The 25,211-nt window shown below is 42.1% G+C and carries 25 protein-coding genes and 1 riboswitch; of the genes, 9 read left to right on the top strand and 16 right to left on the bottom strand.

Annotation, left to right across the window (positions count from 1 at the left end; all coding sequences use genetic code 11):
- Positions 1 to 127: 127 nt before the first annotated feature.
- Positions 128 to 1,330, bottom strand: a complete 1,203-nt coding sequence (locus H538_RS0118755) for an MFS transporter (protein WP_026678876.1) — start codon at positions 1,328 to 1,330, stop codon at positions 128 to 130.
- A 241-nt stretch (positions 1,331 to 1,571) separates the two neighbouring features.
- Here H538_RS0118755 and H538_RS0118760 point away from each other — a divergent pair, with 241 nt between their 5' ends.
- Positions 1,572 to 2,024, top strand: a complete 453-nt coding sequence (locus H538_RS0118760) for a 2-thiouracil desulfurase family protein (RefSeq protein WP_026678877.1) — start codon at positions 1,572 to 1,574, stop codon at positions 2,022 to 2,024.
- Between the two features lie 56 nt (positions 2,025 to 2,080).
- On the opposite strand, the gene H538_RS0118765 is transcribed toward H538_RS0118760, so the two are convergent.
- From H538_RS0118765 to H538_RS0118805, 9 genes are all read right to left on the bottom strand, one after another.
- Positions 2,081 to 2,443, bottom strand: coding sequence for a hypothetical protein (locus tag H538_RS0118765; RefSeq protein ID WP_026678878.1), 363 nt, complete (start codon positions 2,441 to 2,443; stop codon positions 2,081 to 2,083).
- Positions 2,444 to 2,501: 58 nt separating this feature from the next.
- Positions 2,502 to 3,698 (bottom strand): ParM/StbA family protein, encoded by a 1,197-nt coding sequence (locus tag H538_RS0118770; RefSeq protein ID WP_026678879.1) that lies wholly within the window; start codon positions 3,696 to 3,698, stop codon positions 2,502 to 2,504.
- 294 nt (positions 3,699 to 3,992) lie between these two features.
- Positions 3,993 to 5,123 (bottom strand): DEAD/DEAH box helicase, encoded by a 1,131-nt coding sequence (locus H538_RS24460; protein WP_051291568.1) that lies wholly within the window; start codon positions 5,121 to 5,123, stop codon positions 3,993 to 3,995.
- Positions 5,124 to 5,205: 82 nt separating this feature from the next.
- A complete protein-coding gene (locus tag H538_RS0118780) occupies positions 5,206 to 6,267 on the bottom strand; it encodes a sensor histidine kinase (RefSeq protein ID WP_026678880.1) in 1,062 nt (353 codons plus the stop codon).
- Positions 6,264 to 6,941 (bottom strand): response regulator transcription factor, encoded by a 678-nt coding sequence (locus H538_RS0118785; protein WP_026678881.1) that lies wholly within the window; start codon positions 6,939 to 6,941, stop codon positions 6,264 to 6,266. The genes H538_RS0118780 and H538_RS0118785 overlap by 4 nt, the downstream gene beginning before the upstream one ends.
- Positions 6,942 to 6,958: 17 nt before the next feature.
- Positions 6,959 to 8,749, bottom strand: coding sequence for an ABC transporter ATP-binding protein (locus H538_RS0118790; RefSeq protein WP_026678882.1), 1,791 nt, complete (start codon positions 8,747 to 8,749; stop codon positions 6,959 to 6,961).
- A gap of 139 nt (positions 8,750 to 8,888) precedes the next feature.
- Positions 8,889 to 10,154, bottom strand: coding sequence for an MDR family MFS transporter (locus H538_RS0118795; protein WP_026678883.1), 1,266 nt, complete (start codon positions 10,152 to 10,154; stop codon positions 8,889 to 8,891).
- A gap of 677 nt (positions 10,155 to 10,831) precedes the next feature.
- The gene (locus tag H538_RS0118800) at positions 10,832 to 11,764 is read right to left on the bottom strand and encodes an alpha/beta hydrolase (protein ID WP_026678884.1); all 933 of its coding nucleotides are present in this window, start codon (positions 11,762 to 11,764) and stop codon (positions 10,832 to 10,834) included.
- 128 nt (positions 11,765 to 11,892) lie between these two features.
- Positions 11,893 to 13,233, bottom strand: coding sequence for an amino acid permease (locus tag H538_RS0118805; protein ID WP_026678885.1), 1,341 nt, complete (start codon positions 13,231 to 13,233; stop codon positions 11,893 to 11,895).
- 328 nt (positions 13,234 to 13,561) lie between these two features.
- Between H538_RS0118805 and H538_RS0118810 the strand changes: the two genes are divergently transcribed.
- Entirely contained in the window at positions 13,562 to 14,347 is a 786-nt protein-coding gene (locus H538_RS0118810; RefSeq protein WP_026678886.1) for an arginase family protein, read from the top strand.
- 326 nt (positions 14,348 to 14,673) lie between these two features.
- Here the strand turns inward: H538_RS0118810 and queF are convergent, their stop codons facing one another.
- The 3 genes from queF to rlmN all read right to left on the bottom strand — a co-directional run bounded on the left by queF (position 14,674) and on the right by rlmN (position 17,505).
- On the bottom strand, positions 14,674 to 15,174 hold the full coding sequence (queF, locus tag H538_RS0118815; protein ID WP_026678887.1) for a preQ(1) synthase: 501 nt from the start codon (positions 15,172 to 15,174) through the stop codon (positions 14,674 to 14,676).
- A gap of 123 nt (positions 15,175 to 15,297) precedes the next feature.
- Positions 15,298 to 15,344, bottom strand: a riboswitch (PreQ1 riboswitch).
- 115 nt (positions 15,345 to 15,459) lie between these two features.
- Entirely contained in the window at positions 15,460 to 15,945 is a 486-nt protein-coding gene (locus H538_RS0118820) for a PaaI family thioesterase (protein WP_026678888.1), read from the bottom strand.
- Between the two features lie 492 nt (positions 15,946 to 16,437).
- Positions 16,438 to 17,505, bottom strand: a complete 1,068-nt coding sequence (gene rlmN, locus H538_RS0118830; RefSeq protein WP_026678890.1) for a dual-specificity RNA methyltransferase RlmN — start codon at positions 17,503 to 17,505, stop codon at positions 16,438 to 16,440.
- A 166-nt stretch (positions 17,506 to 17,671) separates the two neighbouring features.
- On the opposite strand from rlmN, the gene H538_RS0118835 reads away from it, so the two are divergent.
- Positions 17,672 to 18,109, top strand: a complete 438-nt coding sequence (locus tag H538_RS0118835; RefSeq protein WP_026678891.1) for an Hsp20/alpha crystallin family protein — start codon at positions 17,672 to 17,674, stop codon at positions 18,107 to 18,109.
- A gap of 41 nt (positions 18,110 to 18,150) precedes the next feature.
- Here H538_RS0118835 and H538_RS0118840 read toward each other — a convergent pair whose 3' ends face one another.
- Positions 18,151 to 19,200: an NAD(P)/FAD-dependent oxidoreductase gene (locus H538_RS0118840; RefSeq protein ID WP_026678892.1), complete on the bottom strand. Its 1,050-nt coding sequence runs from the start codon at positions 19,198 to 19,200 to the stop codon at positions 18,151 to 18,153.
- A gap of 187 nt (positions 19,201 to 19,387) precedes the next feature.
- Here H538_RS0118840 and H538_RS0118845 point away from each other — a divergent pair, with 187 nt between their 5' ends.
- From H538_RS0118845 to H538_RS0118870, 6 genes are all read left to right on the top strand, one after another.
- Positions 19,388 to 20,179, top strand: a complete 792-nt coding sequence (locus H538_RS0118845) for an ABC transporter ATP-binding protein (protein ID WP_026678893.1) — start codon at positions 19,388 to 19,390, stop codon at positions 20,177 to 20,179.
- A gap of 5 nt (positions 20,180 to 20,184) precedes the next feature.
- Positions 20,185 to 21,108 carry an iron-hydroxamate ABC transporter substrate-binding protein gene (locus H538_RS0118850; protein WP_026678894.1) on the top strand — a complete coding sequence of 308 codons (924 nt, stop codon included), beginning with the start codon at positions 20,185 to 20,187 and terminating at the stop codon, positions 21,106 to 21,108.
- A 63-nt stretch (positions 21,109 to 21,171) separates the two neighbouring features.
- Entirely contained in the window at positions 21,172 to 22,182 is a 1,011-nt protein-coding gene (locus H538_RS0118855; RefSeq protein ID WP_026678895.1) for a FecCD family ABC transporter permease, read from the top strand.
- A complete protein-coding gene (locus H538_RS0118860) occupies positions 22,179 to 23,186 on the top strand; it encodes a FecCD family ABC transporter permease (RefSeq protein ID WP_026678896.1) in 1,008 nt (335 codons plus the stop codon). Before H538_RS0118855 ends, H538_RS0118860 begins: the two co-directional genes overlap by 4 nt.
- Before the next feature lie 220 nt (positions 23,187 to 23,406).
- Complete coding sequence (locus tag H538_RS0118865) at positions 23,407 to 23,736, top strand: PadR family transcriptional regulator (RefSeq protein ID WP_026678897.1); 330 nt, start codon at positions 23,407 to 23,409, stop codon at positions 23,734 to 23,736.
- 18 nt (positions 23,737 to 23,754) lie between these two features.
- The gene (locus tag H538_RS0118870) at positions 23,755 to 24,471 is read left to right on the top strand and encodes a pentapeptide repeat-containing protein (RefSeq protein ID WP_026678898.1); all 717 of its coding nucleotides are present in this window, start codon (positions 23,755 to 23,757) and stop codon (positions 24,469 to 24,471) included.
- Between the two features lie 112 nt (positions 24,472 to 24,583).
- On the opposite strand, the gene H538_RS24465 is transcribed toward H538_RS0118870, so the two are convergent.
- Both H538_RS24465 and H538_RS0118880 read right to left on the bottom strand, forming a co-directional pair.
- Positions 24,584 to 24,859 carry an effector binding domain-containing protein gene (locus tag H538_RS24465; protein ID WP_081412720.1) on the bottom strand — a complete coding sequence of 92 codons (276 nt, stop codon included), beginning with the start codon at positions 24,857 to 24,859 and terminating at the stop codon, positions 24,584 to 24,586.
- 131 nt (positions 24,860 to 24,990) lie between these two features.
- On the bottom strand, positions 24,991 to 25,211 hold a 221-nt coding region (locus H538_RS0118880; RefSeq protein WP_026677952.1), incomplete at its 5' end, for a transposase.

The following is a 25,211-nucleotide window of genomic DNA, read 5'->3' on the forward strand; positions in this document are numbered from 1 at the left end:
TTTCGGAGCGTTATCAATCAATTCAGAAATGATATCAATCATTTCCGCGGCTCTATCACTCCATCTTACATTCAAACCTGTTTTCTTTCAATCTCAAAAAGACTGGATTCAATCCAGTCTTTTTCGGTTATCCTACTTCTTTTTGCTTTGTCTCTTTTCCAAATAGCAATACAGCTAACACGCCTACAATAATCGTAATACAAAAAATCACGAAGATAGTGTTGATCGATGTTTTTTGGCTTACTAAATAGCCGACTAATAATGGTCCAAGAATGCCCCCGATCCGGCCAAATGCAGTTGCCATCCCGACGCCTGTACCGCGAATTTCTGTCGGGTATTGCTCGGGTGTATAGGCATAAAGAGCACCCCATGCCCCAAGGTTGAAAAAAGATAGGAAAATGCCCGATAGCATTAATGCAACTAGAGAGTCAGCGCTTCCGAAGAAATATGCACTTACTGTCGTTCCAATTAAATAAGTGATTAATACAAACTTCCTTCCCGCCCGTTCAATGAGCCATGCCGCCGTAAAATAACCGGGCAGCTGCGCAATCGTCATAATTAATACATATTGGAAGCTTTTAATTAAGCTAAACCCTTTCATTACCATGACGCTCGGTAACCATAAAAACATGCCGTAATAAGAAAACACGACACAAAACCATAACACCCAGAGCATCACCGTTTGCCGGACATATGGTTTCGACCAGACGCTGCCCAGCCGCCCGATCACGGATAACTTTTGTGCTTGATCGACATGAAAGCGCGGGGAATCCGGTAAGTTCCGTCGCAAATAAAGCACATAAAAAGCAGGCAATGCGGTAATGATTAATGCAGTCTGCCAGCCAAATTTCGGAATGACGAAATACGAAATGAGTGCTGCCAACAGCCAGCCGCCCGCCCAAAAACTCTCAAGCAAAACAACGGTTTTCCCCCGTTCGTTAACAGGTACGCTTTCGGAAACGAGCGTAGAAGCAACCGGAAGTTCCCCGCCAAGCCCCATTCCGATCAAGAAACGTAAAATCAAAAATATGGTTAAGGTCGGAGCAAACGCCGACAATCCGCTCCCCACAGAAAACAATACTAATGTGAACATAAATACGGCTTTACGGCCCATCCGGTCTGCCAACATCCCAAATAACAATGCGCCGACGGCCATTCCGATGGAGTTAACGCTTCCGATCCAGCTCATTTGTTTCAATGAAATGTTCCAATCCTTTTGCAGCGCGGCAATGATAAACGACAATATTCCTACATCCATTGCATCAAACATCCAGCTAAAGCCGCTAATCGCGATTAACTTTCGCTTTGAAATACTTGTCTCCCTATTCATAATGCCCCCCGTTAATCCTTAATCTTACTTCTATTCTTCCCATTGCATGCAAAATCAATGAGGATTTATCTTTTTCATATTAGAACCTTACACATTTATTTACAAGTGTAAAGACACAAAAAAACCAAACTTATTCTTCAGGTAAGCGCTGCATAGCCGCTGCAAAGGTACATTCATTCCAGTTTTTCTTTTTCTCTTATGCTATGGGATAATGGCACTAACAAGGAAAGGGGCTATTGATATGATCTTAATCAGCGCTTGTTTAGGCGGAAAAGAATGCCGCTATAATGGAACCCACAGCCTTGATGAGCCTTTGCAAAAACTCGTTGAACAAGGGAAAGCGATGTTAGTTTGCCCTGAGCTGCTCGGCGGCTTTACTACCCCAAGAGACCCTGCGGAAATAAGAGGCGGCGATGGGAATGATGTGCTAAAAGGTTCAGCCAGGGTCGTAGATCAGTCCGGAAATGATGTCACCGAACTTTATGTCAAAGGAGCTGAAGAAACGCTGAAGATCGCTAAAAGTATAAACGCGGAATCTGTCATCCTTAAGGAAAATAGTCCTTCCTGCGGCAGCTCGCAAATTTATGATGGGAATTTTAGCGGAACGAAAATAAGCGGAATAGGGGTAACGACTGCCTTGCTTAGAAAGCATGGATTTAAAGTCATTTCTGAAATGAAGTTAGAAGATTGGTAGTCGAAAATAAAATAACACCGGGTAATCCTTAGTGTTACCCGGTGTTATTAAAATAATTACGTCCATGATTCTATATCGTCATCGTCAATATCATCTTCCATTGGAGGTTCTTCTACTTCTTTAGCAGATGGATCTTCCGCAATGTCGGCTTCTTTTTTCGATTGTCCATAAGCTTCCCTCGTTGCAGCAATTTCGCCTTTTTCTAAAGGAAAAGAAGAAGCGTCCATCGGGAAAGAGCGTTCTGCCGGAATATAATTTTGCAAATTCCGAACGCCATTGGCTGCGATCTCATTTTCAATGAGATAACGAATAGAGTCCATTAAATTGGTTTGGCCATTAATCCATTCAATAATCAAAGGGGATTCGTTTTTTTTCGTTTTTAAACTGATGTTATCGCCTGGTTTCTTTTGCTTTTTCATAAAAACATTCACCCCCTGCCTTTATTATTCATCCCTACCATTTTAAAAAAGGCATGGATTAAACGGTTTGTTTTGCTCTGGACTTGATCGCTTCATAAATTTTCCCGCGAACAAAGGCATCCAATCCTTTTGCATTCATCGTGACGGCATATTGTGCAGGAATATATAAAAGCTTAATTTCACGCTCGTCACATAATTCTTTTAGCATCGGGTAAAGCGTTGGGTACATAAGAATGCTTCCTCCGCCATAAACGCAAATGACATCAATTTCGTTTCTTGCTTTCGTCAATTGTTTTCGAATATTATTGATGATTTGCTTAGCTTGTCCCTCGAGCGGCCTTTTCAATGTTTTCATTGCTCTTGAATGGTATTTATGGTTTTTGTTTTTAATAACATCGCTGAAAAATTGTCTTGGACTGTCTGGTAGATGAATTAATCGGTTGAATTCAACTAAAGCTTCTTCAATTGCATAACCCGCTCCATGGTTGCTGCCATGAACGAATTGGCGGAGAAACTTGTTTCCTTCTGTAATTGGGTATTCCGTTGAGCCATCGCCGATATCTGTATGTAAAATCCGTTTATCCCTGAAATAATTACCGCTGAAATGCTTTGGCATATTGTAATTTTCTACAAACTCATCAAAGATGTCCCCTTTTCTCCAGTTGCCTTCCTCATCTTTTTGCAACGAAAACGTCACCGGGGTCGCTTCTGGAACAACCTTGACAAAATCGAAGATGACCTTCACTGCAACTCGCAATTTGCCTAAGTGCACCGTCACATTGTGCGGTCCTGCCATAAACCGTCTTTCAAACTTTGCCGCTGTTTCATCTGTATGCTGGGTAATCGGCAGCGCTGTCGCCATATCGACCATTACTTCAATGCTCTGTGGTATCGATTTTTCTTCCTCAAAAACTTTTTGAACAGCGACGGCTGAAATTTGCCCAAGCGTATTAACGACTGGCAAATCAACATCGTATTTGAAATCAACGCCTACTTGAATATTTTCAAGCAATTCCCCGCTTTCAAGCGCGAACTTTCCAATATAGTACATACCTGGACGCGCGGAAGGAGAATCGATTGTGACGATGAGGTTATCTTGAAGATTTTTCACAATGCTTTCAGGTGTGACCTCTTCGCTCCATGGAAGTTGATCTACTAAACAATTCACATTTGGTTGTTGAATGAGTTTTCCATCAATAAAAATATCATGTTCACTGTTACCATTATCGTTGCCTACAAAAAACTGTAATGCCATAGGAAATTCCTCCTTGAAATGATTAATATTAGATCTGTTCGAAATTACTATCGCCCAGCAATACCAAGTATTATCTAGTAATGCCCGTCCATGTGAAATGAAAGGGTGCTATGTTATCTATTCGAGAAGCAGCCGCTAATTCCTGCCTGATTCAGGATATAACCGTCTATAAGATCGGTGTTCATTACATTTTAAACTATACGTTTGATAGTATTACCGGACAACATCTACCTATATTTTTCGTCTCAACTCCTAAAAAACAGTCGGGAGGGACCGACTGTTTTTCTCATAAACTTATTTTTTGTTGTGTTTTGAACTGGCTGAACGCATCTTTTCCATGGAAATACCGCTCTTTTCGATCTTTTTCAAATACATATCGTCCTTCGGAGTGACAAGTGTGACCGCAATCCCTTTTTGACCGGCCCGGCCTGTTCGGCCGATGCGATGAATATAGCTTTCCACATCATGTGGAATATCGTAATTGAACACATGGCTGACCCCTTCAACATCTAATCCTCTTGCCGCTACATCTGTGGCAATCAATAAATGAATCTTGCCCTTTCGGAAATTCTCCATTACCTCTTCCCGTTTTGCCTGCGATAAATCGCCGTGCAGCGCTTCCGTTATATACCCCTGCGCTTTCAATGATTCATTTAGCTTGCTGGCTCTTCGCTTCGTCCGGCAAAAGACGATCGCCATAGAAGGATGACTATTATTAATAAGTTTGCAAAGCGTTGCTTGTTTTTTGCGGTCGGTCGTCTCTATCAACATTTGTTCAATGTCTTCAACAGTTAATTGCGGGCTTCGAACTTCAATCATCTCAGGCTCATGCATGAACCGGGCCGCCAACGATTGAATGGGTTCAGGCATCGTTGCCGAAAATAACATCATCTGTCTTGAAGGGGAAGTACAATTGATGATTTCTTCCACTTCTCCTAAAAAGCCGGCCATCATCATCTGATCTGCTTCATCGAGAACGAGCTTTGAGACGGATGAAAGTTGGATCGTTCCGCGGCGAACATGATCCAGCAGCCGTCCCGGCGTCCCTATAACAATATGTACCGTACCTTCGAGTTTTTTCATTTGTGCGATTACATCCTGCCCGCCATAGACCGCGAGTACTTTAATGTCCGCGGCATGCACAATCATCTTTTTCACTTCACTTGTAAGTTGAATTGCCAGTTCCCTTGTAGGCGTGATGATCAATGCCTGAATTTCGTTTTTTTCTGGATGGATCGTCTCTAATAATGGCAATACAAAGGCAATCGTTTTCCCCGTTCCGGTTTGCGCTTTCGCAATCGCATCTTTGCCGTTTAACAAAACGGGGATCGCGCGTTGTTGAATGGGTGTAGGTTCTATGATTCCATTTTCCTTAAGGGCGTCGATAAATGCAGGACGAATCCCTAATTTTAAAAAACCGGACATTTCATCACCTCGTTACGGATGGATCTCATGCAGACTTACTGCAAAAATTTTAAAAAAGGGGGCATGAGCAGCATCTGGAAAACTAAACCTTTTTAACGCCTGCCGGAATTGTAATGCTAAACACAGTCCCTTTGCCGGGTGAACTTTGAACCGAAATGGTCCCATGATGCATTTCCACGATTTTTTTGACGATGGAAAGCCCGAGCCCGCTTCCCCCTTTAGAAGATGTCCTTGATGGATCCGCTTTATAAAAGCGCTCGAAAATATGTTTTTGGTCTTCTTCGGTCATTCCTATTCCTGTATCTGTAATTGAAATAACCGCCTGGTCTCCTTGAATCTTCGCTTTGACACCTATTGCCCCTCCCGCCGGTGTAAACTTGATGCTGTTGTGCAATACATTCGTCCACACTTGATTCATTAAGTCTTGATCAGCAATAACGGTTAGCTTATCCAACTCAACATTCATTTCAATTTCTTTTTCAAGCCACGCTGGTTCACTTGCCAAAACAACACTCCTTAACTGTTTATCGAGCCGGTACTCGACTGGTTCAAAAGGATGGTGGTTTGATTCCAGCGAAGTCAACTTCAATAAATTGTCGCTAATTTTCGATAATCGGCCGCTTTCCATTTCAATGATCGTTAAATAACGAAGGCGCTCTTCATCCGTCAAGTTAACATTTTTTAATGCCCTGGCAAATCCGTTAATAGACGTTAATGGCGATTGTATTTCATGAGAAACATTCGAGATAAATTCCTGGCGCATTTTCTCCATTTCTCCTAACTCTTCTGCCATTTCGTTAATTCCTTTAACAAGTTTCCCTAGCGGATCTTGCTCATTTGATTGAATGTCCAGTTTAACGCTAAAATCTCCCTTTGCCATCCGCCGCAAAGCATCTACGATTGTGTCCCATACCCCCCACTGTCTTCTTCTTCCAATAAAAGAAAAAAAGAATAGCCCGCATGAAAAAAGCAAAAATACAACGAGCACCGTAATTAATTGCTCCCAAACCCCGTGCGGATGTTTTCCGATCAGGCCGTAAAATTTCGAGGTTACATAATAAGCGATAAAAGTAAGGATCGCATTGGCGGACATAAAGATCAATATGCCAAGTAAAAATCTTTTCATCACTTGCCGTTTTTTCACGGGCTTATCTCCAATCGATAGCCAAGACCGCGGATTGTCCGGATTTTAAACCCGCATTTTTCTTCGTGGAACCTCTCCCGCAAACGCTTAATATGGACATCGACAGTACGCTCATCCCCTTCATAATCATACCCCCATATTTCTTCAATTAATTGTTCGCGTGAAAATGTTTTACCAGGAGAACTCGCAAGCTTAAACAGCAATTCAAATTCCTTCAGCGGCAACGTCATCGGCTCTCCTTCGCATGATAGTTCATAATCGCTTCGATCCATATAGACCCGGCCGACTTGAACGGTTTGCGACAATGAGATACGATAACGTTTTAAGATGGATTTTACCCTCATGACTAACTCTTCCGGTTCAAAGGGCTTAACAAGATAATCATCGGTTCCAAGCCGAAACCCTTTCACCTTTTGCGTTGTTTCCCCTTTTGCCGTCAACATGAGGATAGGCAATTCACCATAATATGTCCGGATTTCCTTGCATAACTGCCAGCCGTCCATATTCGGCATCATAATATCCATAATGACCATATCGATTTTTTGTGCCTCGAGTTTAAGAAGCGCTTCGGCCCCGTCTGCCGCTTCAATGACTTCAAAGCCTTCATTCCGCAAAAAGACGTTGACCAGCTCGCGTATATGATCATCATCGTCGACCACTAATAGTTTTGCCATGATGACTAGCCTCCATTTCAATGGTATTCAAAAGCTTCCTTCCCTTTACTTTCATTCGCTTCCTCTTGAACGTGCAATTGCCGGGTGGCAAACTCCCTGTACATTTCGTGGGTCTGGAACAATTGTTCATGCGTTCCGCTTCCTGTTATATGGCCTTTCTCCATGAATAAAATCTGGTCTGCATCAACGACCGTTGAAAGGCGATGGGCAATGACGAGCGTCGTTCGCCCCTTCATTAAATTGTCGAGTGCCTTTTGGACATAGATTTCCGAATTGCTGTCGAGACTTGACGTCGCTTCATCGAGCATTAATATTTGCGGATTGCGCAACAATGCCCGTGCGATGGCGATTCGTTGTCGTTGCCCTCCGGAAAGCTTGATTCCCCGCTCGCCTACTTCAGTATCAAATTTCTCCGGCAATTCCTCAATAAATTGATCAGCGTATGCCATTTTTGCCACTTTATGAAGCTCTTCGTCAGAAACTTCCCTTTCAATTCCATAACAAATATTTTCACGAATGGTTCCCGATAGCAGCGCACTTTCCTGGGCAACATAACCGATGTGGCTTCTCCAGGAATGAAGAGAAAACTCATCAATTGGCGTACTCCCTAGTTTAATGCTGCCTTTTGTTGGCTTGTAGTATCGTTCTAAAAGCGAAAATGTTGTCGTTTTCCCGCCTCCGCTTGGACCGACAATCGCCGTCACTTTCCCGGGCTCAATTGTAAAATTCAAATCGTTTAAAATAATTTCATCGCCATATGAAAAATCAACATGCTTTACATGAATCGGCTCATTGATTGTAGCGAGCGACTTCCCTTCGTATAAATGTTCTTCTTTTTCAACAAGAATGGAATGGATTCTCTCGGTCGCTCCCATTGCTTTTTGCAACTGCGTAAAAAACATGGTCAATTGAGTCATTGGCATAATGATCTGAATGAGGTATAAAATGAAGGCCACCATGTCTCCGGCTGTCAGTGCCCCGGAAGAGACACGCACCCCGCCATATCCGATAACCGTGACGATGACAGCCATTAAAACAAGCGAAATGAGCGGTGTAATGAGCGCATGGATCTTCGCTTCCTTAAGGCCAAATTGGAATAAGGTTGTAATTCCCTTTTTTCCTCTTCTATATTCAACATCCTCGGCATTTGAAGCCTTTACTAACCGGTTTTCCGGCAAAACTTGATTTAGCACAGCAGTAAACCGGGCTGTTTCATCTTGCATTCCTTTTGAAATGATAAACATCCGTCTTCCTAGCAACATCAAGATCACCATTGCCACGGGTACGGCAAGGAGCATCACTGCTGTCATTTTCCAATCAAGAAGGAGAAGAATCGTAATAGAGCCGATAATGGAAATGATGCCTGTTAAACAGTTGGCAAGGTGTTCGGTAATCAATTCCTTTACAACTGCCGTATCATTCGTTACACGGCTCAATGTTTCTCCCGTTTCATGATTGTCATAATAAGAAATGGGGAGATGAAGCAATTTACACCATAGACGGTCACGAAGTTTGGCTACAACATGGTGCCCGACACGGTTTAATAAATAGATCGATAGACCCGCGGCGATGGCCTGGGCAACAAACGCAATAACGAGCATGCCGATTTGCCAATAATCTAGCGATGCCATCGAAAAGCCATCGACTAATTTTTTTGTGAACAACGGGACGACGAATCCAACACCCGTCGTTAGAACACTCATACTAAGAGCAATGATTAACAGAAGCTTCGAAGGGTTCGTTTCGTTAATAAGCCGATAGAACATTCGCCAGTTTCTGACTTTCTTATCATCAATTACATCCTTCATCGGAGTCCTCCCGAAATTTTTAATGGTGTTTTTTTCATATCGTGATTTTACCATGTTTTTATGAACTGAATATGAACGGGAAATCACTTGCACAAAAACACCCCTATTTTTTGAACAGGGGTGCATAAGCTGTGCTATTTTATTTCGCTTCTTTCACTATTTCAAGGGAAACTTTCTTCGTCCGGCTATCGAGTTCCGGAGCAATGGCAAAGAAAATGAGTATGCCGATGAGTCCGATTCCTGTGATGATGCACGTGACGAGAAAACCCGGAAAAAATGCGCTTATCGTAACCGTAATCGAGCAGATCAACATTGCCAGGTTAAAATTCAGCCCTTGTATGGCCATATAAGAACTTCGCGCATGGTTCGGAGGCAAGCTCGCCATATAATTTTGCTGAACGGGAACCCTGAGCACTTCAGCAACTGTCGCAAATAACATCGCCAAAACGAGTAGCAAGATATTGTTTGAATATGAAATGACGGCATAACCTGCGACAAAGACGATACAGCTGGAAAGCAATACGATCCGATCCCTCCACTTGCCAGCCATTTTCGCCGCAAAAAGAGCAAGCGTAACGACAAGCACCGTGTTTTCGGTGCGAAGAAATCCCGTCATCTCAACTCCCCCGAAACTCAAGCCAAACACATGCTGCACATTCATTTCCTTTGCCAGGCGAATGCTGATGTAGTTCGAAAGCTGGAACTCCATTGAAAGAACGAGAAGACCTGCAAGAACGAACAAAATGAACACCCGATCGCGAAAAACGCTAGTGTACATGGAAGCCATTTTTTTCGCCTGTCCTCCAAGTGTCACGCGACTTGCCGGCGCCGGCTTATAGCTTTCATCTATAAAAAAAGTGATAAGCACCCACGTTAACAGTGAAGCACACGTCAGGGCGACAAGAAGCTCAAACAGATAATGTTTAAATAACAAACCTCCAGCCACACCTCCAAGTGCGATAGATAGATTGTTCGCCCAATACATAATGGAGTACATCGTTTTCCTTTCTTCTGGTTTGCTCACATCCATTAACATCGCCTGGCTCGCAGGTCCGGAAAGTCCCCAACATACACTGTTGGCCGTCATCATAAAAAACGTCAAAAGTGGCGAGTGAAACCACGGGGAATTGGATATCATCATTGTAAAAAAAGCGAGAAATCGAAGAGATTCTGCAAAAACAATGATTCTTTTTCTTCCAAACTGGTCGGAAAAATAGCCTCCGAAAAAGTTGATTGCAATCCCAACTCCAACATTAATTAATAGTAATAACCCCGCATTTTTTGCCCCGAAATAATGAGATAAATAGATCGCCATAAAGGGAAAAATCATGCTGCCGATCATAGAACCTAAAAACGATTCAAACAATCGGATCTTAATCGTGCGGTGAAAAGACATTATGTTCATATGTACACCCTCTTTTCTTATAAAAGCCCTTCCGTTTTCGTATTTCCATCACCTTTCAAAACATTAAATAGAGAGGGAATTTTCCCTCTTCTTATTATCGCCTTCCTTTCCAAAATTGTAAATATTAGCTTATTTTATGACCCTCTATGAAGGGATACAAACATGGATGGCGTTTTTTTAAAGATTCAAGAGGGAACACGCATACATATAAAGCGAAATCAACGTTACTAGTGCCCCTTCAGCTAAGAAAGTTCTTATTTTCAAGTATAAATTTTCACTTGTAAAAAAGATAAGAAGATGGAAGCAAAAAACAAGATCAAACTCTCTAGTTTAGTGCTATTTTCATGGCATTTGGACAATAAACAGTTGATTTCCGACAATAAATAAATTCCATCGGACAATAAATGGCCTGTGTCGGACAATAAAATGAGTATGTTGTCCAAAAGTAAGATTTTCTTGTCTAAACCGGATGATTTATTGTCTAAATAAGATCACTTATTGTCCGAGAACGAAATCATTTTAAATGATGTAACGATTCGTGATCGTTTTTCCTCATTTCACAGGTGTTCTTAAAATAAGAATGTCCTATTACTGAAATCAAAACTATTTTTCTAGAAGGAATACTAGAATAAGAGGCCGCCCCGGCTAATTGGAACCGGGACGGCCTCGACGTCCGTTTATTGAACATATTTGCTTAAGAAATTCGTTACCTTTTTCTCATATCCGACCGGGTCGACTTTGTGCGACATACCGTGGCCCGCGCCGTGGACAACATACAATTCCTTTTCACTGCCGCAAGCGTTGTAAAGCTCATAAACCATTTTAAACGGGACAAAGACATCTGCATCCCCGTGGATGAAAAGCATTGGGGTATGTGATTTTTTAACCTGTTCTAATGCAGAAGCCTCTTCAAACGAATATCCTGCCCTTATTTTCGTAAGCAGGCTCGTACTCTGCACTAAAGGAATAGGCGGCAGATGATACATGCGCTTCATTTGATAGGAAAGCTCATCATCGACTGATGTATAAGCGCAATCCGAAACAATCGCCTTCACGTTTTTAGGCAAGTTCTCCCCGCTCGCCATCGATACGGTTGCCCCTCCCATAGACACCCCATGAAGGACAATTTCTGAGTCGTCCCCTACTTTTTGAATAACGTAACGAATCCATTTCACATAGTCTTTTCGCTCTTTCCAGCCAAATCCGATATAATTCCCTTCGCTCCTGCCGTGACCCCGTGCATCCGGCAACAACACGTTGTAGCCCAGCTTTTCATAATAAAATTGGGCATAGGGCCCCATTTCTTTCGCTTCCCCATTATAGCCATGGGCAATAATCACCGTCTTCCTCGTTGGCGATTTCGCCTTTAAATAATACCCATGGAGCTTCAATCCATCATCAGATTCAATCGAAACGTCTTTAAGCGGCATCTCTTCCAGCCAATTTATTTCTTTTACAGCCGGCACGTGATTTAGGCCGGGGTCATCATTTAAAAAACGTTTATCCGACCGGCTTACCGCCACATTGTAAAAATAAAAACTCGCCCCAATATCGGCTATAACTAGTAGCACGAAAAAAATGAGCAACACTCGCCATATCCTTTTCTTCATTGAAATCCCTTCCTATGGTAAATAGACATTTATTCTATAGTTAAGGGTAAGCGATAAAGGTAACATTTGTCTATTCATTATATAAAAAGGATGCCTCACTATTTTCAAATAGGAAGCATCCTTCGCGTTTATGATCCATTTTTTCTTCTGAGGGCGAAGCTTGCCATAATGACAAGGGCTACAATGAGTGAACAAAGCGTGCCGATGACAGGGGAGGTGAAGACAATGCCGACAAACGTCGCTAAGAGTGCAATCAATGCCATCCAGGACGTGTATGGAAAGCTCTTCACATGAAAGCCTTCAACTTTTTCCCCTCTTTTCCGGCTTTTTAAATGGGCTGCCGTTAAGAGAATCCATGTCACTAACACTCCGAAGCTCGGCAAAACCATAAGGTAATCAAATGTTTTTCCTTTTGCAAAAAATGCAATGATTACGCCAATATAGAGAAATGATGTACTGGCAAGCAGCGCCCGAACCGGAACTTTATTTCTCGATAGTTTTGCGAAAAATCGCGGCGCTTGCCCGTCTAACGCCTGTGTGTAAAGCAAGCGGGATGCCGCATACATCCCTGTATTTGCAGCGGACAGAACAGCCGTTAAGAGAACAAAGTTCATAATTCCGCCGACATAAGGTATGCCTACCGTATGAAATACCGTAACAAACGGACTCTCTTCTGTTCCTACCTTATTCCACGGCACTAAAGAAACGATGATGAGAAGAGGCAATACATAAAAGATTAATACACGGAAAATAACATTTCTTGCTGCACGCGGAATCACTTTTTCCGGATTTTCTGTTTCTCCCAATGTCATCCCGATCATTTCAGTACCGCCAAAAGAGAACATGACGACAAGCATAGATGCAGCTATTCCTTTAATTCCAAGCGGAAAGAAGCCCCCGTGATCCGTTAAATTCTTAAAACCAACTGCCTCGTGATCCCCAAAACCAATGAGCAAAAGCGCTCCGCCTAATATTATAAATACCGTTAGAACGGTGATTTTTATCGCAGAGAGCCAATACTCTGTTTCTCCAAATATTTTTACAGCCAATACATTTAAAACCGTAATACCAATCGTTATAAGCAACGATAACAACCAGAGTGGAACATTTTGGAACCAATATTGGAGAAAAGCTGACGCTGCTGCAATCTCTGCGGCCATTACGAGCACCCATGTTATCCAGTAAAACCATCCGGCAAAAAAACCGGTGAATGGCCCCAACACGGCCTGGATTAAATCGCGGAGAGTCTTTGCTTTCGGATTGCGAATGGCAAGCTCCGCAAGTGCCTGCATGACAAAATATAAAATAAAGCCTGCAAATAAATAGGAGATGACAACACCAGGGCCGGCGAGATTAATCGATGAACTGCTGCCTTTGAAAATCCCTGAGCCAATCGCCCCGCCTAATGCAATCATCATAATGTGCCTTGCTTTCAATCCTCGAGCCAATTCTTGTTTATTCGAACTCATGTTGCATGCTCCTAACTTTAGCGCATATTTTCTTTGTATTATTAAAATAATATTCTTTTAATTTACCGCTTCTTTTTCCTGATAACAACGATCGATCTATAAATAATACTATTCAAAATAATATAGAATTTCAAGAACATTTTAGAAAACGCTTACAAAATGTTTTCTCGACGCCTAAAACCTATTTTCCCAATACCTGCCAGTACAAATCTTGATTTATGCATTATTTTAAAGTGTATGATATGTTAGTTTTAGAAGTTTCATATAAGAGAATAAGAGACATATACCTTAAAATAACCAGGTTTTATAAAATAGGGAGATGATTAAAATGGGGTTATTGAACAAAGGTGTAACTGTTTTAAACTTCGATGAAACTTATGATTCTCAAGCTACACTTCAATCTTATCCACACGAAGAAATAGACTTCCGCCACTTACAACACGTCAATTTATTTTGCGAACACGACTCTTTAAATGAAATTAAACGAAACTTAAGTAAAAGAAAAAACAGAGGGATTACGTTTATCGGAAGCGGCAATTACCATTATGTAACATTCTCGCTATTAAACGAAATACGTACTCCTTTTACGCTCGTTTTATTCGATAATCATCTTGACCTTGACTTATCGAAAAACAAGGAGAAGCGTGTGCTTTCCTGTGGCTCCTGGGTATCGTTTGCCCTTGAATACATTCCCATGCTGAAACAAGTTGTGATTATTGGGGCTTCACACGCTGCCAGCATCCCTTCAACCATTTCAAATGTTGTCATTTTTCCAGGCAAGTCCCAACAAGTTTATTCTTCAAAACTCATACTTTCTACCATTCCGACAGAAGCCGTTTATATAAGCATTGACAAAGATGTACTCATTCAAAGAGACGCGATAACCAATTGGGATCACGGAAATATGGAACTGCGTACTTTAATTCATTTTCTAGATGACATACAAACACATAAACATGTCCACGGAGTTGATATTTGTGGTGAAATCAATGCATCACCTCTTGATCGCCTTCTACCGCATTACAAGGCAATGATTCGCAAAAACGAGATTGCGAATATCAACATTTTACAATCCTGTTTGAGCAGCACTTCTCACGATGTCAGGGGAGCATAATCGATTCCTTATAAAGGCATGAGGGCTATTCGACTCAATCGAAATAGCCCTCATGCGATTTACCATCTATTCGCTAATTACTTCTTAACAAAGTTGTGGTTCAATTTGTTCCTTAGCCTACTTTCGACTGGGTGGTTCTACACCATCTGTTTCGATCCGCGGCTCATCCAGGGAGAGCGAACAACCCAATATTAGAATAGAAGTGAGCTAATTGCGCATACAGCTGTATCTTACGGCGCTTTGATCAAATGATCGTCCACCGATCCAGGTCCATAACTAAAAATTACAGGCCTTTTGCTTCAGTGCAAAAGGCCTGCCGCTCTTTCTTATCGGTTATCGACTTTCTCAGGATAAAGGTCGTGGTTCATTAAACGGAAATTCGCCATCTCTTCATATTTGGTGCCCGGTTTCCCGTAATTGCACCATGGGTCGATGGAAATCCCCCCGCGCGGTGTAAATTTCCCCCAAACTTCAATATATCTCGGATCAAGCAACTTGATTAAATCATTCATGATGATGTTGACACAGTCTTCATGAAAATCCCCATGGTTCCTAAAACTGAAGAGATATAACTTAAGGGATTTGCTCTCCACGATTTTTTTATCCGGAATGTAGGAAATGTAGATCGTCGCAAAATCCGGCTGATTCGTTAACGGGCATAAACTGGTAAACTCCGGACAATTAAATTTTACGAAATAATCCCGGTCTGCATGTAGATTATCAACTGCCTCCAACACCTCAGGAGCGTATTTGAACGAATATTGAGTTTGTTTATTACCAAGCAACGTCAAGTCCTTCAGACCTTCTTCATGGCTTCTGCCAGACATAAAAAAACCCCCTTGTCATGCGCCGCATCTTAAAACAAGAGAGTTCCGCCAGCCATCTATCTTAACTAAAAAGGATAAAAAACATATAAAGCCACGTCCAGTATGGACATGGCGAATCGTCATGTATCCATAGTTTTTTATAGAGGGTTTCAGCTATGAACCTCTCCCATTTAAGCACGGGCATTCACTTTTCTATTTTGATGATAATGAACAAACAGGCATCCGTCAAATGGATTTTTTTCCATCAGAGCATTCATCCCTTAATGCGTCTTTCCACAAAACATGTCAGTCTTTTTTCAAAAATGTGCTCGGCATCACTACAGCTACCACTTCTCCGCGTGCGCAAACCGTGCCATTGACAACAACTTCCACATCTACTTTCCACTTTTTCGGGTGGATTTCCTCCACCGTCCCAACCGCTTTTAATGGTACGCCATGTGGAGTCGGTTTTAAAAAATCTACCTTTAAGGAAGCGGTTACAAACCGAGGTGGTTCGGCCCCATCTCCTGGTTCATGCCCGTTTTTCCGATGCAGAGCCAGAGCAGCCGAACCCGTTCCGTGGCAGTCGATTAATGAAGCAATCACTCCACCGTAAACAAAACCAGGCAACGCTGTATGTTCCGGCTCCGGTGTATAGATCGTAACCGTATGTTCCCCTTGCCAGCCCGTCCGAATATGATGCCCCTTTTCATTCAACCGGCCGCACCCGTAGCACCATGCAAAATCATCTGGATACTCATCTTGAATCGCTTTTACGATGTTTTCTTCCATCGGATCTCCCCCTTTTTCAGAATAGTATAACATAACGCAGGATTACATTGTTGTAATTAGGTGGGATAAAATCGAGCCTTGCAACAGGAGAAAATCTATAAGCTGGTTCTAATTGGACAAAATTAGACACTGTGATGCGAAAATTGGCTTTTAGATTGGTTCTATCGGACAAAATTGCGCTCTGTGACGAAGCCACTGAAAAAGTTCCTTTTAATAAAAAACTAAAATTTTCGAAAAACCAAAACCCAAAAAAACAGTATTTTTCACTTAGGAAGTGGGGGATAGCATCGTGTTTACAATGCATTTCGCTTACCAAAGTGGGGATGTATTTTTTAGGAAAAAGCATTTTTGAAAATTTCTTGGACTTTTTCAGTGACCTCCTCTGTGACGTAAAAATTGTTCTTGAGACTGATCCTAAAGACCAAATTCGCCCCCTATGACTGGAAATAAGTCAACAAGAAAAGCGCATCAAAAGAGATGCGCTTCTTCAACTTAAATGGCTTTGTCTTTTTTTATTTGCTTACTTCTTAACTGGCCGCATGCGGCATCAATATCCGTTCCGTGTTCCTGGCGAATAACACAATTGATGCCGTTTTTCTTTAATGTGTCATAAAAAGCAAGGACACTTTCTTTTTCCGATCGTTGATATTGGCTATGTTCATCTACCGGATTATATGGAATTAAGTTTACATAGGCAAGGTGCCGCTTGTCTTTAAGGAGCTCCGCCAATTGAAGGGCTTCTTCCTTATGGTCATTTACGTCTTTCAACAAAATATATTCGAATGTAATTCTCCGGTTTGTTTTTTCAATATAATAATCAGCCGCTTCCATTAGTTTTTCAATCGGATATGCGCGATTGATTTTCATAATTTCTGTTCGAAGTTCATTGGTTGGCGCATGCAGGGAAATCGCGAGGTTCACTTGCAATTTCAAATCGGCAAATTCATAAATTTTCGGCACAATTCCGCTTGTGGAGACGGTAATATGCCGGGCACCGATTGCCAGCCCCTTCTGATCCTTAATGACCTGGATGAAATCGATCAGGTTTTCGAAGTTATCAAACGGCTCGCCAATTCCCATGACAACGACGTGGCTCACTCTTTCACCTTGTCCTGCATGATCCAAATGATGTTGGACGTTCATAATTTGTTCTACTATTTCGCCGCTCGACAGGTCGCGACTTTTCTTTAATAGACCGCTCGCGCAAAACGTACATCCGATGTTGCAGCCGACCTGTGTCGTGACACATACAGACAAGCCGTATTTATGCCGCATTAAAACCGTCTCAATCAGATTGCCGTCTTGCAACTGAAATAAAAATTTGATCGTTCCGTCCGCAGATTCTTGCTTCACCTTTTGCTTTAGCGTGTGAATAACAAAATGCTCTTCCAACAACTCGATGCACTGTTTATTGACATTTGTCATATCGGAAAAGTGCGTGACCCTTTTTTTATATAGCCAGTCCCATACTTGTTCGGCGCGGAACCTTTTATGCCCCCGCTCCGTAAGCCACGATGTAAGTTGATCTAATGTTAATCCATAAATGGATGGTTTATTCATTGGTTACCCTCTTTTCAAATACATTGCAATTACATTCTATACTACTGAAAATCATTTCATGCCGCAACCCGAAAGCAAATTATGGCATTTCGAGTTAAAGAATATTCCTGAAATGCATCAGAGAAAATAACCTTGTATGAAACAACAACGAGGAGGTTTCTCAATCATGGCATTAGTACCTTATGATCCATTCAGGCAGCTTGCGAATATGCGGAAGGAGTTCAATCATATCTTCTCCGATTTCCCTTCCCTATTTGAAACCGAACATCATGTAGGCGGCATTCGCGTCGATGTTCATGAAACAGCAAATGAAGTCGTTGCAACCTGTGACATTCCCGGGTTGGAAAAGAAAGAAGATGTCACTATTGATATTGAAAATAACATGCTGACGATCAGCGGGTCGATCCATAAATCCCATGAAATCAACGAAGAAAATATGCATAGAAAAGAGCGTTATGTCGGCCGTTTCCACCGGTCCATCACTCTGCCAGGCCCCGTATCGCATGAAGGGGTAAAAGCAACGTATAAAAACGGCGTTCTTGAAGTGAGGATGCCTAAACTGACGAAGGATACCGGCAGAAAAATTGATGTGGAGTTTCATTAGAAACAAGAGGAGAGGCGGGCTGCCTCTCCTTTTCTCATCCTTTATTTTACCATTTGTTGAATGATGTCCCGATTGCGCTGTTTGAAAACGTCATTATGGGAAGATACCATTGCATGTTTGGCCGCATTAGGCTCGATAAACCGTTTTGCTTGATTAACGGCGTTTGCGGCATCATGAAACGCACCGGCAATTAAATGCAATTTTCCTTCATGCATTAAAATATCGCCAGCCGCATAAAGCCCCGGAACAGATGATTCACTGTTTGCATTCCCCTTAATGTAAAAATCATCTGCCATCGCTATTTCCAATTTACTATTTTTCAATAATGTTGCATCCTGTTCATAGCCATGGCTGATCACGACTTCATCTACTGGCAAATACGAAACTTCTCCTGTTTGATGGTTCGTAAGTTCCACTTGTTCGATGACTTCGTGATTGGATGAGGCGATCAATTTTGTAATCGAAGTATGAAAAAAACAATCGGCACTGCTCGTTAGAAGTTGTGTGACTTGAGCTTCATGACCGGTTAAAGCCCCTTTTCGATAGGTGACATACACTTTTTTAGCAATGGGCTCTAATTCGTTGGCCCAATCGACCGCCGAATCCCCGCCTCCTGAAATGATGACCGTTTTCTCCTTGAATTGTTTAAGCGACTTTACCGTATAATGTAAATTTGCCACTTCAAATCGTTCAGCGCCTTCGATTTTTAACTTTTGCGGCGTAATAATCCCGCTTCCGACTGCGACAATAACGGTCTTTGAAAAATGCCTGGCTCCGGATGCCGTATGCAATACGAAATAACCTTCATCATTTTTTGTCATTGACTCCACTTTTTCATTCAAAATCACTTCCGGGTTAAACGTTAATCCTTGCTTTACAAGCTGGTCGATCAATTTTGCTCCGGTAATGGGGGGCTGACCGCCAACGTCCCAGATCATTTTCTCAGGATAGACATGAATTTTCCCGCCTAGTTGTGGCTGGTATTCAATAATCTTCGTTTTCATTTCCCGTAGCCCGCTATAAAAAGCGGAGTACAGACCCGCCGGACCTCCTCCAATAATTGTCACATCAAATAATTCCTGACGCTTCATTTCTGTTCACTCCTCAACTATTCCGCGCAAATGATTATCATTCTCAATTAAATATACGATATTTTTTTAAAACCTACAATAAAAAAATAGGTTGACAACGAAAAAAAAGTCGTATTATAGTTAGTTTGTGAACATTAGTGATAATGATTATCATTATTGATAAAAGCTGAACATTGGGGGTTACATCATGGTTCGCCTTTATACCGAAAGCTTAAATATTGGCTATGGTGAACAATTAATTGTGAAAGACGTGAGCGTTGCCATTCCCGATAAAAAGGTGACAACGATCATCGGTTCAAATGGCTGTGGAAAATCAACGCTACTGAAGGCCATTACCCGGATTCATAAACAACAATCAGGGGCTGTCATTTTAGACGGGGAAAATATTGCGAAAGAAAATACGAAAACCCTCGCAAAAAAAATGGCGATCCTCCCGCAAACTCCGGAAAGCGCAAACGGTCTGACCGTCGGTGAACTCGTTTCTTACGGCCGCTTCCCTTATCAAAGAGGCTTTGGCCGACTGTCCAAAAAGGATATTGAAGCCATCGACTGGGCGCTTGAAGTAACGGGGACGTCCGGCTTTAAATTCCGCCCGGTCGACAGCCTATCCGGAGGCCAGCGCCAGCGCGTCTGGATCGCTATGGCGCTGGCCCAGGAAACCGATATTATCTTTCTTGATGAGCCAACGACGTATTTGGACATGGCCCATCAGCTGGAAGTGCTCGAGCTTTTGCAAAAGTTAAACACTGAGCAAGGGCGCACGATCGTCATGGTTCTTCATGATCTAAATCAGGCTGCCCGGTTTGCCGATTATATGATTGCATTAAAAGATGGAGAAATCGTAAAAGCGGGAGATTGTGAAGAAGTGATGAACCGGGATGTATTGAAAAAAGTATTCCAGATTGATGCTGAAATCGGGCGCGACCCAAGAACGAACAAACCAATGTGTATCACATATGACCTAGTTAAAGGAGCGTAACCATCGTGAAAAAGATTATACTTCCGATTATTCTTATATTCACACTTATTCTCAGTGCTTGCGGCAATTCTTCTGAAAGCAAAAATGGCGAATCGCCGACCGGCAACAAAAAAGAAGAAATGATGACCTATCAATCGGAGAATGGGCCGATCAAAGTTCCGGCCCACCCTAAACGTGTCGTCGTTCTTTCTTCGTTCGCAGGGAACGTTATGTCTTTAGGTGTTAATATCGTCGGTGTCGATTCCTGGTCGAAAATGAATCCCCGTTTTCAAGATAAATTAAAAAATGCCGAAGAAGTATCTGATGAAAATATAGAAAAAATCATGGCATTAAAACCGGATTTGATCATTGGTCTATCCACGGTGAAAAACGTAGATAAATTGAAAAAAATTGCGCCTACCGTCACCTACACCTATGGGAAAGTAGACTACTTAACGCAGCATATCGAAATTGGCAAACTTTTAAACAAAGAAAAAGAGGCGAAAGCGTGGGTCGCCGATTTCAAAAAACGCGCCCAAAAAGCCGGGGAAGACATTAAGGCGAAAATCGGAAAAGACGCGACGGTTTCCGTCATTGAAAACTTCGATAAGCAGCTTTATGTTTTCGGCAATAACTGGGGCCGCGGCACTGAAATTCTTTATCAGGAAATGAAATTAAAAATGCCTGAAAAAGTGAAGAAAATGGCGCTAAAAAAAGGGTATTACGCATTATCTTCTGAAGTTCTTCCTGAGTTTGCCGGAGACTATGTTATTTTAAGCACAGACAAAAAAGCGGACAATTCATTCCAAAAAACAAGTACGTATAAAAACATTCCGGCCGTAAAAAACAACCGTGTCTTTGAAGTGAACCAAAAAGAATTCTACTTCAATGATCCATTAACATTAGATTACCAATTAAACTACTTTACGAAACATTTTCTTAACAAATAAAGTTTAAAGAGGAATTCTGGGTTTCTAGAATTCCTCTATTCTATGAAAGAAAGATGAGATGCTATGACGAAACACAACCAACATTCCATCCCATTTGCCGTGAAGCTGATTGCTGCCTTCGTTTTCTTTATTGCCATGTTTGTTGTTGCCTGTGTTTTTGGGGCGGCGGACACGACAATCAAAGATGTATGGCTGGCGCTTACATCGGAGGCTTCAAGCAAAAACATTACTCTTATCCGGGAAATTCGCTTACCCCGTGAGGTCGCAGGCATTTTTGTCGGTGCGGCACTTTCAGTTTCCGGGGCAATTATGCAAGGGATCACGAGAAACCCGCTTGCCGACCCTGGCCTTCTCGGCCTGACTGCGGGCGCAAACGCGCTACTAGCCATTGTATTAGCGTTCATTCCTTCTGCAAATGACTTTTCGATCATGCTTGCTTGTTTTATTGGGGCAGCGCTAGGGGCCATCATGGTTTTCGGGATAGGCGCAATGAAAAAAGGGGGATTTTCCCCTCTTCGTATTGTTTTAGCAGGTAGCGCCATTTCAGCCTTTCTTTATGCCATTGCTGAAGGAGTCGGGCTTTACTTTAAAATTTCAAAAGATGTATCGATGTGGACGGCAGGAGGACTGATCGGCACATCATGGGACCAACTGAAGATGATCGTTCCATTTATTTCACTGGGAATCTTAATTTCTTTCTTTCTATCAAAGCAGTTGACCGTTCTCAGTTTAAATGAGGAAGTCGCAATCGGCCTTGGCCAAAAAACAACCTGGATAAAATCCATCCTGTTTATCGTCATTATTCTACTTGCCGGGGCGTCCGTGGCGCTTGTCGGGAAAATGACATTTATCGGTTTAATGGTTCCGCATATCGTTCGGGCCATCGTTGGAACCGATTACCGATTCATTCTCCCGATGTCCGCGGTGGTAGGAGGGGCGTTTATGCTGCTTGCCGATACTCTGGGCCGCACCATAAATGCCCCATACGAAACACCGGTAGCAGCCATCGTGGCGGTCATGGGCTTGCCTTTCTTTTTATTCATCGTTCATAAAGGAGGGAGGGCCTTCTCATGATCCAACCCGCATTACACAGAAAACAGAGAATCATCCTTTTCGTCCTATTATGCCTAATTGTAATTAGCGCGATGATCAGCATGGGAACAGGCTATGCTTCCCTTTCGTTGAATAGGCTAATTCCCACTCTCCTCGGCGAGGGTACGTTTCAAGAAAACTTTATTTTGTTTGAAGTGCGTCTTCCGCGCATAATCATTACATTGCTTGCGGGCATGGCACTTGCTTTATCCGGGGCCATTTTACAGGGAATCACTCGAAATGACCTGGCAGATCCCGGAATCATTGGGATCAACTCCGGTGCGGGTGTTGGCATCGCCGTTTTCTTTCTCTTTTTCCCTGTTGATGCCGGCTCTTTTGTTTATGTACTCCCGCTTGTCGGCTTTGTCGGCGCCATACTCACGGCTGGCCTGATCTATTTGTTCTCTTATAGTAAAAAAACAGGTCTCGCCCCTGTTAAATTAGTGCTGACAGGTGTCGGCGTTTCAATGGCGCTATCCGGGGCGATGATTGTCCTTATTTCATCAGCTGATCGGCAAAAAGTTGATTTTATTGCGAAATGGATAGCAGGAAATATATGGGGAGTAGATTGGCCATTTATTTGGGCCATTTTGCCCTGGCTCGTTGTACTTGTTCCGTTTACTTTGTACAAGGCGAATCGGTTGAATGTGCTTGCCTTAAATGAACCGGTAGCGATCGGTGTCGGGGTGTCTGTTGAAAAAGAACGCCTTGTATTGCTAATGACGGCTACCGGCCTCGCCGCTGCCGCCGTTTCTGTCACGGGAGGCATTGCGTTTATCGGACTGATGGCGCCGCATATCGCAAAAGCATTAGTCGGTCCGAGAAACCAGCTTTTTCTTCCAATCGCCATTTTATTGGGAGGCTGGCTTTTATTACTTGCCGACACAATTGGCCATAATATCGGCTCCTCCGACGGCATCCCGGCAGGCATTATGGTCGCTTTAATCGGCGCCCCCTATTTTATCTATTTATTGTTGAAAAAATAATTAACCGCGTTTTGCATATTACCCTTGGGAGATTATTATTCCCGAGGGTCTATCTACCCTGCTTTTAAGAATCTCTAAAATCCGCCATTAATCCCAGGACAAAACTCTATTTTTCTTCCTTTTTGCACGTTTTTATAAAAACAATAATAGTATTATTACACAAACAATACCTTGACTGTCATAGTAATGTGATATACATTATATATGTGGAGGTGAAACAGTGACTGAAAATAAAATCTCCTCAGATTTACTTAGAGGACACACAGATACCATTATCCTGAAATTGTTGATGAGTGGTGATAAGTATGGGTACGAAATATCGAAATTGATCCATTCAAACTCGGGTGGCGAGTATGAACTTAAAGAGGCTACGATGTATTCAAGCCTAAAAAGACTAGAGAAGGATGGCAACATCACTTCATATTGGGGTGACGGGGCCCAGGGCGGCAGGAGAAAGTACTACAGCCTTACGGAAAAAGGAAAAGAAACGTATCTTGAAAATAAAAAAAGTTGGGAAATCGCTAAGCGCATTCTTGATCAATTAATTTAAAGAAAGGCGGTAATGGCAATGAATGAAAAATTGACAAACTATTTAAACGGCATATTCTCACCTTATGAGGATTTGCATGGGGTCAAAGATTTGAAAGAAGAGCTGTTCATTGATTTAAATGAAAAGTTGAGTGATTTAAAAGCCCAGGGATATGATGACGAAGCTGCTTACCGCATGACGGTCAGCTCCCTTGGAGATGTATCCGAAATCATCGAAAGCATTACGTCAAAGACGAGAGAACTGCAGCAAAGGATCGGAATGGATTTTTCAAAAATCAACCTCCAGAATTCTGATTTTAAAGACGTGAAGGTTCATGATGGGAAGTTTAACTACAGCGCCTTAAAAGGGTCGGACTTTAGCGGTGCAGATTTGACGAACAGCACTTTTAAATGCAGTGACTTGACGAATGTGAAATTTGATGGCGCTAATCTAACTGGCGCAAAGATCATTAAATCCTCACTGAAGGATGCAAGTTTTAAAAACTGCGTCTTTGATCGTACGGATTTTAGCGGCTCCGATTTGTCCGGCATTTGTTTTGACAATCAAACGTTCATTGGTACCATTTTTGATTACTCGGGGCTAAAAAGAACATCTTTTAAAAATGCCGTTTTTAAAAATGTTTCTTTTAAAACTGTTACAAAGAAAGCCATTTTTGACGGCGCCACAATGGATAAGTTGACCTACGCTGTTTTGAAAGGGAGCCATGCAAATTTGACGAATGTTACCGTCATTTAGATAAGCAACATTACTTTTGCCAAAAGGCTGCTCCCTCTTCAGATGGAACAGCCTTCGTTTTCTCATTGATTCTAAATAGGACAATACAACAAACGTTTTTACGTCGTATGATTTATTTTTTCACAACCGGAATCATTATGGTTAATTCCGGATCGTTATCATACGGGTCCTGGTTCATCGGATATCGCTCAAAATGCGTTAAATTACCGACATGATTCTCCACTAGTTCTTGTGCCTTGATCCATTCGTAAATATTATTGTAAGACTTTTCTATGCTTTGCCCCTTCCGATGCTCGCATTTGGCATAGGTTAACGACGGGACGGAAATGCTTGTCATTCCTTCAGGCACGTCTTCTACCTTTTCCACTTCCACAACAGCGTAATGAATGAAGAGGCCGCTGAAAAACTAAGGTGTTTTTTTAATTCATTCTTTACATAAGAAAAAAAGCCGATTTTTTTACTAATTTTAATGTAAAAAAATCGGCTTTTTTATTCTTTTTTGCGGGCTGTTTTTCTGTTTTATGGGTTCATTAGTTTTATTATCCTCTTAAGATTTACGGTAAATATGGTCGTGGCACTTTGTATTTCCATGCCAAAAAGACCCGAGGATTTTGCGTTTTTATACCCGTGTCTGTTTTTTAATTCACTATTTTTTGCTTCAATTTTGTAGCGTTCTTTGGATTTTTCTTTGAAATAGTCGCTTTCTTGGAACTTTACCTGTTCAAGGTGTTCTCCTGATA

The organism is Fictibacillus gelatini DSM 15865 (genome assembly GCF_000430745.1).
Taxonomy (GTDB): Bacteria; Bacillota; Bacilli; order Bacillales; family Fictibacillaceae; genus Fictibacillus_A; species Fictibacillus_A gelatini.

What these genes read in the sequence shown, in the direction of transcription:
- H538_RS0118755 (WP_026678876.1), bottom strand. Translation starts at nt 1,330, where the DNA reads ATGAATAGGGAGACAAGTATTTCAAAGCGAAAGTTAATCGCGATTAGC.
- H538_RS0118760 (WP_026678877.1), top strand. Translation starts at nt 1,572, where the DNA reads ATGATCTTAATCAGCGCTTGTTTAGGCGGAAAAGAATGCCGCTATAAT.
- H538_RS0118765 (WP_026678878.1), bottom strand. Translation starts at nt 2,443, where the DNA reads ATGAAAAAGCAAAAGAAACCAGGCGATAACATCAGTTTAAAAACGAAA.
- H538_RS0118770 (WP_026678879.1), bottom strand. Translation starts at nt 3,698, where the DNA reads ATGGCATTACAGTTTTTTGTAGGCAACGATAATGGTAACAGTGAACAT.
- H538_RS24460 (WP_051291568.1), bottom strand. Translation starts at nt 5,123, where the DNA reads ATGTCCGGTTTTTTAAAATTAGGGATTCGTCCTGCATTTATCGACGCC.
- H538_RS0118785 (WP_026678881.1), bottom strand. Translation starts at nt 6,941, where the DNA reads ATGGCAAAACTATTAGTGGTCGACGATGATGATCATATACGCGAGCTG.
- H538_RS0118790 (WP_026678882.1), bottom strand. Translation starts at nt 8,749, where the DNA reads ATGAAGGATGTAATTGATGATAAGAAAGTCAGAAACTGGCGAATGTTC.
- H538_RS0118795 (WP_026678883.1), bottom strand. Translation starts at nt 10,154, where the DNA reads ATGAACATAATGTCTTTTCACCGCACGATTAAGATCCGATTGTTTGAA.
- H538_RS0118800 (WP_026678884.1), bottom strand. Translation starts at nt 11,764, where the DNA reads ATGAAGAAAAGGATATGGCGAGTGTTGCTCATTTTTTTCGTGCTACTA.
- H538_RS0118805 (WP_026678885.1), bottom strand. Translation starts at nt 13,233, where the DNA reads ATGAGTTCGAATAAACAAGAATTGGCTCGAGGATTGAAAGCAAGGCAC.
- H538_RS0118810 (WP_026678886.1), top strand. Translation starts at nt 13,562, where the DNA reads ATGGGGTTATTGAACAAAGGTGTAACTGTTTTAAACTTCGATGAAACT.
- queF (WP_026678887.1), bottom strand. Translation starts at nt 15,174, where the DNA reads ATGTCTGGCAGAAGCCATGAAGAAGGTCTGAAGGACTTGACGTTGCTT.
- H538_RS0118820 (WP_026678888.1), bottom strand. Translation starts at nt 15,945, where the DNA reads ATGGAAGAAAACATCGTAAAAGCGATTCAAGATGAGTATCCAGATGAT.
- rlmN (WP_026678890.1), bottom strand. Translation starts at nt 17,505, where the DNA reads ATGAATAAACCATCCATTTATGGATTAACATTAGATCAACTTACATCG.
- H538_RS0118835 (WP_026678891.1), top strand. Translation starts at nt 17,672, where the DNA reads ATGGCATTAGTACCTTATGATCCATTCAGGCAGCTTGCGAATATGCGG.
- H538_RS0118840 (WP_026678892.1), bottom strand. Translation starts at nt 19,200, where the DNA reads ATGAAGCGTCAGGAATTATTTGATGTGACAATTATTGGAGGAGGTCCG.
- H538_RS0118845 (WP_026678893.1), top strand. Translation starts at nt 19,388, where the DNA reads ATGGTTCGCCTTTATACCGAAAGCTTAAATATTGGCTATGGTGAACAA.
- H538_RS0118855 (WP_026678895.1), top strand. Translation starts at nt 21,172, where the DNA reads ATGACGAAACACAACCAACATTCCATCCCATTTGCCGTGAAGCTGATT.
- H538_RS0118860 (WP_026678896.1), top strand. Translation starts at nt 22,179, where the DNA reads ATGATCCAACCCGCATTACACAGAAAACAGAGAATCATCCTTTTCGTC.
- H538_RS0118870 (WP_026678898.1), top strand. Translation starts at nt 23,755, where the DNA reads ATGAATGAAAAATTGACAAACTATTTAAACGGCATATTCTCACCTTAT.